The following is a 12585-nucleotide window of genomic DNA, read 5'->3' on the forward strand; positions in this document are numbered from 1 at the left end:
GCTCCTTGGAACGAGAACCTCATCGATAGACAAAACGATGCTCTCGTATAATCGTTCGCTAGCGAGCTTTATCGGAATTATCGACAGAGAGCTTCATATGGGAATAACAGGATAAATGATCCTGATGTGGCGGATACTATGCCTAATCTTGAAGAGGGGGAATGTGCAAATGAATGATAAGGACAACGCCAAGCAAAAGCAACTAAATGCCTATCGCGTTACGGATCAAGGCGAGGCTTTAACGACGAATCAAGGCTTGCGGATCGAGGATGATGAGCATTCCCTGAAGGTTGGTCCGCGCGGTCCGACAATAATGGAGGACTTCCACTTCCGGGAGAAAATGACGCACTTCGATCATGAGCGTATTCCTGAGCGTGTCGTGCATGCTAGAGGGTTCGGCGCGCATGGCGAATTCGAACTGTACGAATCGCTTGCGGAGTTCACGAAAGCCAAGTTCTTGACGGATACGTCGCTTCGCACGCCTCTGTTCGTCCGATTCTCTACCGTAGCAGGATCTCGCGGCTCAAGCGATACGGTGCGCGATGTGCGCGGTTTTGCGGTGAAATTTTATACAGAGGAAGGCAATTACGATCTTGTCGGCAACAATATGCCGGTGTTCTTCATTCAGGACGCGGTAAAGTTCCCCGACTTTATCCATGCCGTAAAGCCTGAGCCCCCCAATGAGATTCCTCAAGCCTCATCGGCTCATGATACATTCTGGGATTTCGTAGGCACGAATACGGAGACCGCCCATATGATTATGTGGGTTATGTCAGGAAGGGCGCTGCCTCGCAGCTTCCGTATGATGGAAGGGTTCGGCGTGCATACGTTCCGATTCATTAATGAGAAAGGAAAGTCTCACTTCGTCAAGTTCCATTGGAAGCCAAAGCTTGGCGTTCATTCGCTAGTGTGGGACGAGACGCAGAAGATCGCCGGCAAGGATCCGGACTTCAACCGCCGCGACTTGTGGAATGCGATCGAGCAGGGCAATTATCCCGAATTCGAGCTTGGCGTTCAAATACTGAAGGAAGAGGATGAGTTCAGCTTTGACTTCGATATATTGGACGCGACGAAGCTATGGCCGGAGGAGATCGTCCCCGTACGAATCGTTGGCAAAATGACGCTGAATCGGAATACGGACAATTTTTTCGCGGAAACAGAGCAGGTTGCCTTCCATGTCGGACATCTCGTACCCGGCATTGACTTTACGAACGATCCCTTGCTGCAAGGTCGGCTGTTCTCGTACACTGATACGCAGCTGCTTCGCCTAGGGGGACCGAACTTCGCGGAAATTCCGATCAACCGACCGATCGCGCCGGTACATAACAATCAACGGGACGGCATGCACCGGATGACGATTAATCCGGGACAGACGAGCTATCATAAGAATGGCCTAGCGAACAATGATCCAGCGCCAGTACCGCCAAGCGAAGGCGGCTACCGTCATTATGAGGAGAAGGTAGACGGGCGGAAGATCAAGGCAAGAAGCGATAGCTTTGAGGATCACTACAGCCAGGCGTCGATGTTCTGGCATAGCATGTCGCCGATCGAGCAAAACCAGATCGTAAACGCCTTCCGCTTCGAGCTTGGGAAAGTGATGTCCAAGCAGGTTAGGCAGCGAGTTGTGGATGTCTTCAGCCATGTGGCGGAGGAGCTAGCAGAGCGGATAGCCGAAGGCATCGGAGCGAATGCGACCAAGGGCGTTGCGACAGAGCCAACAGCCATTTCTCCTGCCCTTAGCATGATGACAAAGGCGAAGTCAGCTGCTACACGCAAGGTTGCGGTGATGCTCGGAACAGGTTACCATACGGCAGAGGTACAGGGGTTGTTGAAGGCGTTGACCGCGGCGAAAGTAACGGCGGACATTGTGAGCAAAACGCTCGCGCCCGTAAGCGGCAACGACGGCACGCTGATCGAGCCGCAGCAATCGCTGCTCACTGCAGCTTCCGTTCTGTACGACGCCGTCTATGTAGCTGGAGGAGCACAGGGCGTTGACGAGCTGCTAAGTGATATCGCTTCGGCAGGTTTCGTCCGCGAAGCGTTCCAGCATTATAAGACGATTGCTGCCGTAGGAGACGGTGTCCGGCTGCTAATTGCCGCCGGTGCGGCACATGAGGCAGGAAGCAACGGGGCGCAGCCGGCAGGCGTGTTGCTCAACGGCGAAGAGAGTGCCGATGCAGCGTTCTTTACATCGTTCATTGATGGGGTTGCACAGCATCGCCATTGGGATCGAGTATTGCAACCGCAACAGGTGAAGTAGATTAAGGCGTGAAGGACGACAAACAAAAGGGACATTCACCATAATGGCGTTTGTCCCTTTTGTATGCTTTTTCAAGAAAATAAAAAAGCCCGCAATCGCTGCTAGAGCAATATTGCGAGCTTGTTGATTATAAAAGTTGGTGCGGTCGAGAGGACTCGAACCTCCACGGCTGTTACACCACTAGAACCTGAATCTAGCGCGTCTGCCAATTCCGCCACGACCGCATGCCTTAATTACGTTTCTTATGTTAGCATGGCGTGCAGTCATGAGTCAACTGTTTGGTTAAAGTTATAATATTCAGCATATTTTTCTTCCTTTACACAAACAATGAAGTAAAAAAGCAGAATGGTGGAACAGTTATGTTGAAACAACGCAAGTACGGCATAAGTATACGTATACTTATAATCACTTTAGCCTTATGTTCATTAGCTTTCAGGCAAGCAAATGCGAGCGCATATCGAGTGGATTCCGAGACTTCAGATCCGCAAAAACGGTTGGTTGCTATCGTCATTGACGACTTCGGCAACGGGATGACAGGCACGGAGGAAATGATGAAGCTGCCGGTGAAGTTCACGACAGCCATCATGCCGTTCCTGCCTACGACGAAGCAGGATGCCGAGCAATCGCATAAGATGGGACATGATGTCATCGTCCATATGCCGATGGAGCCGAATAAAGGGCTTAAAAAATGGCTGGGTCCAGGCGCGCTCACGACTGATCTATCCGACGAAGAGGTTCGGAAGCGGGTGGAAGCGGCGATCGACGATGTGCCTTATGCAGTCGGCATGAACAATCATATGGGCTCGAAGGTGACGGCTGACGAGCGCATGATGCGTATTGTCCTTAGCGTCTGCAAGGAGCGCGGCTTGTTTTTCCTAGACAGCCGCACCACGTACAAGACGGTTGTTCCCAAGATTGCAGGAGAGCTAGGCGTACCACTCGTATCCAATGACGTGTTTTTGGACGATGTGTATACGGAACAGCATATTTCAAAGCAAATATCGCTGCTGCGCAAGCATATGGAATCACATACGATCGGCGTTACGATCGGTCATGTAGGCCCTTCGGGATTGAAGACGGCTTCCGTGCTCAAACATTCGATTCCACTCATGCAATCCGACGTGCAGTTCGTGAAGTTGTCCGCACTTGTGAGCGGCTCAGCGGGCGATCCATTTATATTGCCGAATCCCTGAAGCGACTGCTTCGGCGATTTCTTGCTGCTTGACCGGGTCGGTTAACATAACGCGATCCCTTTCGGAGCTGATGAAGCCCATCTCTACGATAACAGACGGCTGCTGAACGCGGCGCAGCAAATAGAAGGGCTTACCCTCGCGCGGCAAAAACTGAGTGTTTTGCTGTCTATTAAGCGCATCCTGTATACAGAACGCAAGCAGAGCGCTCTCGCCGCTAGTCTGATGCAGCACAAGCGGACCGTACTTGGACTTGTTCTTCGTTGAGTTGACATGAAGGCTGACCAGCAGCTCGCTGTCGATCTCTTCGGTTAATTGCCTTCGCTGGGACAAGTCTTTGCGATGGCGGGACCGGCTAATATGCCAACGATTGTCTTCGCTAAGCGCATAATCGCTTGTACGGTTCATAACGGCAGCAATGCCTTGCGCCCGCAAGATCGCATACAGCTTATGGGCTACTGCGAGATTAATATCTTTTTCCAGCATATCGCCGTAAGAAGCGCCTCCGTCGACGCCTCCGTGACCAACGTCGATGATGACGACGGTGTTCGGAAGCGCCCAATCAAACCCCGACTCCGATATGACAGGCTGGAACGGCATCGCAGCCGCCGATTGCGAAGAACTGGATGCCAGCAGTAATAAGGCGATTAGGCAAATAAGCAGGGAACGGTGCATAACGGGAATTCCTCCATCGCGTAAAGTGATACGCTTATCGTGGCTTATCGGAGGAAAACTCATGCATGTTTATGTTGGGAGCAGGCGGGGAAAGCTTATAACATGAACAAAATGGGCTGGAGGAGTGATCGCAATGGCTATCAAAGGCGGTAAAGAATTCGCAACTTTCGTGGCGGAGCAATTCGTGACTTATATGGAGACACCGAAGGAACAGCGGAAACAAACGAAATCGTCAGCCAAAGCATTGAGGGAGCCGTGGCTGACGCGTTGGTTTGGATGGGGACCGGCGAGCTTGATGATTTGGTGGAAAATAAGGGCGGAGCGTCAGAGCGTCTCAGCTATAAAAAGAGCCAAGCCCCAACAAGAGCTGTAGCGGAATGTAGCGGCGCAGCCCGCTGTCCTCGCCAGCTTCCAAAGCGATATAAGCATGCCCGCTTGTCCAGCTGTGATAGCCGACAACAGACCAGGCATAAAACATTTGGCCATCGAACCGCTCGGCGATATACCGCAGCTGTTGTTGGCCATTTATTTTGACGAGCAAAGATGAGTATTTGAGTGGATTTATGTCCAACGGCTTATTCGTTAACCAAGACAGCTTGGCGTATGGATCGAACGAAGCGATCGAATGTGATTTTTGCAGCTTTTGGTCGGTATGAGCTTGGAATAGGGCAGCTTGCGCTTGTTCGGTCTCGGCAGAAGATTCCCAGCCTTCAGCGGTAACGGGCAATTGCTCGCCGGTCGCAGCATCGGTGTAATAGGGGGTATTGTCGGACGTTATTTTCCAAGCGGCAAGCAGAGGGTGAATGTAAATACGGTCTGCATTAACCTTATCGGTGCCTTCGGGCTTGCTAAGTCCTAGCTGGAGCATAGAATGCTCCAAAGATTGTCCGCCGAATAGAGGCTCGCTGCTTAAGCCGTACTCCCCTAATTGATAACCTCCCTCTTCCAACGCATTCAATACCATATATCCGACAATGGTTTGCTTATTATTCTTTACAAGCACAAGCCAGCTATGCATACCCGGTCCAAGAGCGGTAATCGATAAGTCCGCGTGATTCCAGCTTGTGAACGGTGGCTCTGATGCGATTTGATTGGCAAAGATACGGGCTTGATCGCTAATTTCATCCGATATTGCCGTTGCTTGAACAGATGCTGCATTAGCACGAATTCCTTCTAACCCAACAATAGAATTTACATTGGTGAAGCTACCTAAGGAATAGAGCGGCAATCCGATCAAAGCAACTGAAGCTAAAATTTTCCGCCATTTCAAAAGTGGCAAGGAATGATCCCCCTTCCGCATTGTCTCGATTAGGGACAAGCCTGTCCTATGTCTAGAATTGTACGCTGCATGCAGCAAAAAGACTGTTGCAACTTGTCAGGCGAAGGCGGCCTTCCGACCGCCTTTTTTTGACGTATCCATGCGAATGTGGTCACAATACTGTCAATCGATGCCCTCGAGGTGGATGATGCCGCAGTTAATGGCGGATGCCGTCACGCGCGGTTCGAATTGCCAACGAATTTCGGCTTGCCGCTGAACGAATTGCTCCTCGATAGCAGCCTTCGTTTCTTCAAGGGCGTTCGAGATCAGCGGCTCATAATAACCTGTGATTCTTGCCAGCTCTTCTTCAAGCCTTGCGGACGCTTCACCAGCCCAGCCGTAATCGTAGCTCTTGAGCTTGCGTTCCAGCGCGGCTTCTACGATACTCATCGCTTTGTTGTACGATAGTCCGTTGCGCGTAATGTGGATGTTGGAAGGCAGACGCGGCGTAAGCTTCATCGTCACCAAACGATCATGGAATTGCTCCACGCATAAGCCAGTGGCTAGCGATACCCCAAAGCTATGAATTTCCTCGCGCTTGCGATCGCAAGCGAATTCGACTCGCATATTGACCGCTAGCCAAGCGGTGTAAGGAGAAGAGCTGTACGGATGCGGACTTTTTTTGTCCATCTCCTGGAACAGATAGACGAAGCTGCCCTTGGACTTGGCCGCGTCGAACAGCTGCTCCAGCTTACGCGATCCGAAATAAAGATCCTCGCGCGGCACGCGGACATTCGACGCTAAGCTGCCGTGAACGAACCCGAGGGAGCGGCTTAATGCCGCATTCGCCGCTTGATCCTCTTCTGTTTCTGCGGGGGGAGCGGCTGCTTTGTCGCTCTCCATCGCGTCATACTTCTGCTTATCGGTAACGAGCAGATAGGTCATCGTTTCCGGCTCCGTGCCTAACCGATCTACGAAGCTCCAATAATAGGGGCGGTTCGTCAGTTCGCGGTCTGCAAAAGGGGACAGCTTGACAGTGAAATGAGACGGCGACTTTTCCAAAATCGAGCATTCCGTTGCTTCCAAATACCGGTTGACGAACTTATGAACTTGTTTCTCGTTCATGGACGCACCTCCACCGTTTGTCCGAGCTTGTCCGTGTGGATAATCAGCTCATGAGAATGCGAATGCGATTGCGTTCGTGATGGAGTTAGAGGCTCGCCAGCCGTTGCCGTTGATTGCACCTCACCGCGAATTTGACTAAGCGAACTGCCCAGCTCGCTCATCTGGCGCTTTAAATCCTGATCATTTCCCGCTTCCAGAAGCATACGGGCCAGCCGTTGCTCGATGGAGCCGTCGCCTTTCTCGAAACGTTCTAGTATATGATCCAGCTCGCCGATCACGAGCTCGAATAGATTGATCTTCTCATGGAGCAAGCCCACGATATGCTCTTCAATCGTTCCTTGGGTACACAAGTTATATATTTTCACATCCTCGGTCTGTCCAAGACGGTGCACTCGTCCGATTCGCTGCTCGACGCGCATCGGATTCCAGGGCAGATCGAAGTTAATCATGTGGTGGCAGAACTGCAGATTGATGCCTTCACCGCCAGCCTCCGTCGCAATCAGTACCTGTGCGCGGCCGCGGAACAGATCCATCATCCAATCCTTTTTACCACGATTCATACCGCCTCGATACGGGACGGCAATCATATTATGCGCACGGAAGAACTGCAGCAAATACTCTTGCGTCGCCCGATATTCGGTGAAAATAATGACCTTCTCATCCATAGCCTTCACGAGCTCGAGCGTCTTCTCGGCTTTCGTATTCGCTTTGATGCTCTTGATTTTCTCGACGAGCTCCCAAATCTTCGGACGCATCGGCGAATCCTCGCTCGTCTTCTTGAACAAATTAACAAGCGTAAGGAAAACGGCGTCGCGGCTGCTGCATACTTCACGCTGCAAAGTTACGAGCGACAGCATGCTGGTCAGATCGCCTCCGCTCTCGTCGTAGCGCTCCTTAACGAAGCCGGTTACGGCATCGTACAGCGCTTTCTCGTCTTCGGACAAGTAGAGCGGGATGTTGCGGACGACCCGTTTCGTAAAATGAATGCCTCCGTCGCCGCGCCGATTGCGGATCATGACCCCGGACAACGCTTCTTGCAGTTGATCCTCATTTTTCGGAAGACGCTTGTCGACAACAAAGTTGGCTGCGAAGTCGCTTTGGCCGCCTAGTTGGCCAGGCTTGAGCAGCGTGATGAGATTGAACAGCTCATCGAGATCATTTTGAATAGGCGTCGCGGTCAGCAGCAGACAATATTTTTTGCGAAGCAGATTCGCGAATTGGTAGTTGGTCGTCTTCTTGTTCTTGAGCTTGTGCGCCTCGTCGATAATGATGAGGTCATAATCGGTGTTCAATACGAGCTCGCGATGCGGGTCGCGCTTCGCGGTGTCGATCGAGGCAACGACGACGTCATAACCCCAGGTATGCTCTCGTTTCTGCGCAACAGCAGAAATGCCGAATTTCTGATTCAGCTCCCGCACCCATTGAAGCACGAGAGAAGCGGGAACGAGAATGAGCGCGCGCTTTACAAGCCCGCGAACCATATATTCTTTGAGCACGAGGCCAGCTTCGATCGTTTTGCCAAGGCCGACCTCGTCGGCGAGAATCGCTCTGCCTCCCATCTCGTGCAGCACTTTACGCGCAGTACTGATCTGATGAGGCATCGGCTCGAACTCGGGTAGACTACGCAAGCATTGCAGCTGTTCGAAGCTTTCAATTCGCCGCGCTTGCTCAGCTTCCATTGCAAGCTGATAGAGTGTCCAGTCGTCCCATGGACCGCCTTTGGCAATGCGGTTCTGAAGCTCGTCGAACCAGGAACGATCGTATTGCAGATCGACTAGCGGATGGAGCTTTTTCGTCACGTAAGAGATTCCCGTATCGGTTGAACTAATCTGTGGCTGGTTCGTAAATGACATGGAGATCAGCTCCCTTCCGCATGGATTAGGCATAAGTTGTCATTAGTATGGCCCTTTCAACAAAGATTAATAAGATGGCTCATAAAAAAGAGTGCGGACAAGCTTGAGCGAGGTAGATGTCATGTAAGCGGAGTTCGTGTAGGAAATTCGAGGAAAACAAAACTGTAGATCAACATATAGTATAGTATAATAAGGTTATGGCACAATATATTGTGATTTAGGTGGATTCGAGCGTAGGGAAGACGAAGCAAATGGAGCTTGAGAGGAGACTGTGACGGAAATGAGTACAGAACAGGGAACGAGACTCGAGGGACTTAGCGAGAAAATATTTTTGGATCGTTACGCATGGAAGCAAGCCGATGCCAGTCAAGTCAAAGTCGGCGATACGGTGCTCGTTTTGACGAAGGATGATACGAAGTTTCCGACCAAAGAGGTAGGAGAGGTTACGGAGTTGTCAAGCAGCGGAGGCAGCGTCAAGGTGCGGCTGCGGAGTGGCGATGTGGTCGATACGACAACCGAGAAGCTGTCGCTTACGATAGAACGAACACCGGAGGAAATGTGGGATCGTCTAGCGAAAGCAATGGCTTCCGCGGAGCTGACAGAAGATAAACGCAAGGAGTGGCAGGAGCGCTTTCGATCTATTTTAGACGATTGGAAGCTTGTGCCTGGAGGTAGGATTGCGGCAGGGGCTGGTGCAAGCGAGGAGCTGACTCTATTCAATTGTTATGTCATCCCCTCGCCGAAGGATAGCAGGGGCGGCATTATGAACTCGCTCACGGAAATGACGGAAATTATGGCCCGCGGCGGCGGTGTCGGCATGAATCTATCCTCGCTCCGTCCGCGCCGATCGATCGTCGCAGGGGTTAACGGCTCATCCAGCGGGGCAGTCTCTTGGGGAGGCCTGTTCAGTTATACGACGGGGTTGATTGAGCAGGGCGGAAGCCGAAGGGGAGCCTTAATGGCTATGATCAATGACTGGCATCCGGATTTGATAGAGTTTATTACAGTTAAGCAATCAATGGGTCAAATGACGAATGCCAATCTGTCCGTCTGCGTCAGTAATGCGTTCATGCATGCGGTTAAGGAAGACCTCGATTGGGAGCTTGTTTTTCCGGATACGAAGGAAGAAAGCTACGACGAGCTATGGAATGGCGATCTTGAGGCGTGGCGCCGAATGGGCAAGAAGGTTATTCATTATAAAACAGTTCGCGCGCGCGATGTATGGCAGACAATCATCGAATCGGCTTGGAAGTCGGCAGAACCCGGCGTCGTCTTCATGGAGTATTACAACCAAATGTCGAACAGCTGGTATTTTAATCCGATTATTAGTACTAATCCCTGTGGAGAACAAGGACTTCCTGCATGGGGAGTGTGCAACCTGTCGGCAATCAATTTGTCGAGATTTTATGATGAAGAGAAAGATGATGTTGCGTGGGATGAGTTGGCCAAGGTGACGCGATGGTCGGTTCGTTTTCTGGATAATGTGATCGATACGACGCCGTATCATTTTGAGGAAAATGAACGGAACCAGAAGCTTGAGCGCCGTATTGGGCTTGGGACAATGGGGCTTGCGGAATTGATGATTAAGCTGCGAATTCGTTATGGAAGTCCAGAATCGCTTCAATTCCTTGATAGGTTGTATGGTTTTATAGCGAGAGAGTCTTATTTGGCATCAGCAGACATTGCGGGAGAGAAGGGATCGTTCCAGGCTTTCGAGACGGAGCCCTTCCTGCAAAGCGGATTTATGCGCAATATGACCGAACAGTTCCCTGAGGTTGGTCAAGCGATTAAGGATAACGGAATGAGAAATGTGACGGTTATCACGCAAGCGCCGACGGGCAGCACGGGAACGATGGTCGGCACTTCGACAGGGATTGAACCGTACTTTGCATTCGAATACTACCGGCAAAGCCGACTTGGTCATGACAAGCAATATGTGCCGATTGCCGCGCATTGGAAAGAGGAGCACCCGGGTGAGGAACTTCCCGATTATTTTGTAACGTCGATGAGCTTGTCGGCGGAGGATCATATTCGCGTACAAGCCGCGATACAGCGATGGGTGGACAGCTCGATCTCGAAGACGGCTAATTGTCCTGCCGACTTTACCGTGGAAGAGACGGCACGGCTGTATGAGCTGGCGTTCGAGCTAGGCTGCAAAGGCGTAACGATCTACCGCGACGGTAGCCGCGATGTGCAGGTGCTGTCTACGAAGAAGGAGGAGAATTCTACGAATACGGAAGCAGTTGTTGAGCCTCAGATCGTAGAACCGCAATCTATCAAAACGGAGCAAGTACTCGATAACGAGTACAAACGCCGTCCTCAGGTGTTGAAGGGTGCTACCTATAAGGTCAACACGCCGTTCGGTATGGCTTATATTACGATCAACGACTTGAACGGATCTCCAGCCGAGATTTTCTTAAATGTCGGCAAGGCAGGTTCGGACGTATTCGCAATGGCGGAAGCTCTAGGTCGCGTCTGCTCGTTGTTCCTTCGTTATGGCGATCATGGCAACAAGTCGAAACTGCTTATTAAGCATTTGAAAGGGATCGGTGGATCGGGTGCAATCGGATTCGGCGTTAATCGGGTAGAGTCGATTGCCGATGCGGTGGCAAAGGCGCTGGAGATTCATACGGAAGGCTCTGAGGAGTATGCGGCAACGGTCGAAATTCCAGTAGCTCCGGCTATCCAAGCTGCTCCATATGATGAGCGTGGAGCAAAGACATCCATAGATTTGTGTCCGTCTTGCGGCTCGGCCACTCTTATTAATATAGAGGGCTGCAAACAGTGCAGTACGTGTGGGTATAGCAAGTGTAACTAGACATATGTCCTTTGCACGGGAGCCGAAAATAATCGTCGTCTCCCGTTGTAGTGGAAGCCAACGGCTGACCGAACTCTTGAACGGAATCGATGCGCGTGTTACTTTGGTAGACAAGTTAGAGTAATGTAGCTGAAAATTATTGGAGGATATTAAAACTATCAGTCGAATATTTTCTAAAAAGCGGCTATTATTCGGAGGTCAAAAGCAAAGAAATTATTATATCATTGTTACTCGTTTAGGCCAGGGGGCGTTTGAAGCGTTATTGGGCATTCCCTTCCTTGGTGCATCACTAATCTTATCATCTGGCTACTCCTTACTGTTTTTTGCTTTTTTCACACATGCAGTATCGATTCGTAATTCAAAGCGACGCGGACGTCCTCTATCCCCAAATTTGTTTGGACTAGCTGTAAGCATATTGGGTTGGATTCCTTTAGTGGGTATGATCCTTCATATTATTGCAGCTATATTACTCTTTCAAAATGCTTGGACAGAGATTAGACGTACACCAAACAGACACCCTTCGTCGTGATGACGTTGAGTGCCCGTGATTTATTGGCTGTACTTTTCCTGCGTTATTACTTTTACGGTTCCCTCGCCGCCTGGCCCGATGTCGTGCACCTCAACGAAATAAAATCCTTCTACGCCACGTCCGGACACTGATATTGGGCCATTCCCATTTAGCTCCGTTTGCTTTAGGCCAATAAATGGAAGATTCGATGTACGATCATCTTTATTGTATTCTTCGGTTCTGAAATTTACACGAATCCAACGCGCCCCACCATCAATAAACATGATTTCAACGCGCCCGAACTCGGCGTCCTCTTCGTCTTCTAACATTTCAACATAGAAATTCTTAGTTATCGACATTTCGATAGCGTCCGGGCCTAGCGCTAACGTAATATTTTCCGTGAATAACGGTTCACCGAGAATGGCAGCGACTTCTTCCAGACTCTTATCCGCGACGTCACTTGCGTTAACGTACGGCTTTACAGAGACAGGCGCTTCCGTAGGCGTTGCGGTAAGTGTGTCTGTCGGCTCGATCGTGGCTACAGGTGTTAACGTTGCTGCGTCTATCGGCGTTGGGTCTGCGTTATTACTACAAGCTGTTATTACGATGAGCGTAGAGATAACGAATAATAACTTTTTCAAGCTATTTCCTCCTAATATATGCGACTAGTATTAGCTCTATTTTCGCAAATATTGGAAGATTATTCAACGAAAGCTTTAAAAGATGATTTAGAGAATGCAATAAGACTGTTTAGACTGGGGAGTTGGTGGTTATGAATAAAAAATCGGAAGAATTCTTTAGAAAAATGTTAGATTTCTTACCGTCAACTGATGCTGCGTATAGAAAATCATTCGCGACTTACGGTGTGGTACTAGAAACATTCTTGAGCCCGAACCCA

The 12585-nt window shown here is 50.4% G+C and carries 9 protein-coding genes and 1 tRNA gene; 4 read left to right on the forward strand and 6 right to left on the reverse strand.

Annotation, left to right across the window (positions count from 1 at the left end; all coding sequences use genetic code 11):
* Nucleotides 1–169: 169 nt before the first annotated feature.
* Complete coding sequence (locus AC0YN0_RS05245) at nucleotides 170–2260, forward strand: catalase (RefSeq protein ID WP_475820315.1); 2091 nt, start codon at nucleotides 170–172, stop codon at nucleotides 2258–2260.
* 137 nt (nucleotides 2261–2397) lie between these two features.
* Here AC0YN0_RS05245 and AC0YN0_RS05250 read toward each other — a convergent pair.
* Nucleotides 2398–2484: transfer RNA gene (locus AC0YN0_RS05250), tRNA-Leu, on the reverse strand.
* A gap of 135 nt (nucleotides 2485–2619) precedes the next feature.
* Here AC0YN0_RS05250 and AC0YN0_RS05255 point away from each other — a divergent pair.
* The gene (locus tag AC0YN0_RS05255) at nucleotides 2620–3453 is read left to right on the forward strand and encodes a divergent polysaccharide deacetylase family protein (RefSeq protein ID WP_475820316.1); all 834 of its coding nucleotides are present in this window, start codon (nucleotides 2620–2622) and stop codon (nucleotides 3451–3453) included.
* On the opposite strand, the gene AC0YN0_RS05260 is transcribed toward AC0YN0_RS05255, so the two are convergent.
* Entirely contained in the window at nucleotides 3418–4125 is a 708-nt protein-coding gene (locus AC0YN0_RS05260) for an N-acetylmuramoyl-L-alanine amidase family protein (RefSeq protein ID WP_475820317.1), read from the reverse strand. The genes AC0YN0_RS05255 and AC0YN0_RS05260 overlap by 36 nt on opposite strands.
* Nucleotides 4126–4258: 133 nt before the next feature.
* On the opposite strand from AC0YN0_RS05260, the gene AC0YN0_RS05265 reads away from it, so the two are divergent.
* The gene (locus tag AC0YN0_RS05265; RefSeq protein WP_475820318.1) at nucleotides 4259–4498 is read left to right on the forward strand and encodes a YqzE family protein; all 240 of its coding nucleotides are present in this window, start codon (nucleotides 4259–4261) and stop codon (nucleotides 4496–4498) included.
* Here AC0YN0_RS05265 and AC0YN0_RS05270 read toward each other — a convergent pair.
* The 3 genes from AC0YN0_RS05270 to AC0YN0_RS05280 form a co-directional block, all read right to left on the reverse strand.
* Complete coding sequence (locus tag AC0YN0_RS05270; protein ID WP_475820319.1) at nucleotides 4460–5404, reverse strand: hypothetical protein; 945 nt, start codon at nucleotides 5402–5404, stop codon at nucleotides 4460–4462. The genes AC0YN0_RS05265 and AC0YN0_RS05270 overlap by 39 nt on opposite strands.
* Nucleotides 5405–5566: 162 nt before the next feature.
* Nucleotides 5567–6508, reverse strand: a complete 942-nt coding sequence (locus AC0YN0_RS05275; protein ID WP_475820320.1) for a YqhG family protein — start codon at nucleotides 6506–6508, stop codon at nucleotides 5567–5569.
* On the reverse strand, nucleotides 6505–8361 hold the full coding sequence (locus AC0YN0_RS05280) for a DEAD/DEAH box helicase (protein ID WP_442049161.1): 1857 nt from the start codon (nucleotides 8359–8361) through the stop codon (nucleotides 6505–6507). Before AC0YN0_RS05280 ends, AC0YN0_RS05275 begins: the two co-directional genes overlap by 4 nt.
* Before the next feature lie 280 nt (nucleotides 8362–8641).
* On the opposite strand from AC0YN0_RS05280, the gene AC0YN0_RS05285 reads away from it, so the two are divergent.
* The gene (locus tag AC0YN0_RS05285) at nucleotides 8642–11179 is read left to right on the forward strand and encodes an adenosylcobalamin-dependent ribonucleoside-diphosphate reductase (protein WP_475820321.1); all 2538 of its coding nucleotides are present in this window, start codon (nucleotides 8642–8644) and stop codon (nucleotides 11177–11179) included.
* 549 nt (nucleotides 11180–11728) lie between these two features.
* On the opposite strand, the gene AC0YN0_RS05290 is transcribed toward AC0YN0_RS05285, so the two are convergent.
* The gene (locus AC0YN0_RS05290; protein ID WP_475820322.1) at nucleotides 11729–12328 is read right to left on the reverse strand and encodes a hypothetical protein; all 600 of its coding nucleotides are present in this window, start codon (nucleotides 12326–12328) and stop codon (nucleotides 11729–11731) included.
* Between the last annotated feature and the right edge of the window lie 257 nt (nucleotides 12329–12585).

This window comes from Paenibacillus sp. J22P218 (genome assembly GCF_056269195.1).

Coding starts and splice junctions, on each gene's coding strand:
- AC0YN0_RS05245 (WP_475820315.1), top strand. CDS start 170: ATGAATGATAAGGACAACGCCAAGCAAAAGCAACTAAATGCCTATCGC.
- AC0YN0_RS05255 (WP_475820316.1), top strand. CDS start 2,620: ATGTTGAAACAACGCAAGTACGGCATAAGTATACGTATACTTATAATC.
- AC0YN0_RS05260 (WP_475820317.1), bottom strand. CDS start 4,125: ATGCACCGTTCCCTGCTTATTTGCCTAATCGCCTTATTACTGCTGGCA.
- AC0YN0_RS05265 (WP_475820318.1), top strand. CDS start 4,259: ATGGCTATCAAAGGCGGTAAAGAATTCGCAACTTTCGTGGCGGAGCAA.
- AC0YN0_RS05275 (WP_475820320.1), bottom strand. CDS start 6,508: ATGAACGAGAAACAAGTTCATAAGTTCGTCAACCGGTATTTGGAAGCA.
- AC0YN0_RS05280 (WP_442049161.1), bottom strand. CDS start 8,361: ATGTCATTTACGAACCAGCCACAGATTAGTTCAACCGATACGGGAATC.
- AC0YN0_RS05285 (WP_475820321.1), top strand. CDS start 8,642: ATGAGTACAGAACAGGGAACGAGACTCGAGGGACTTAGCGAGAAAATA.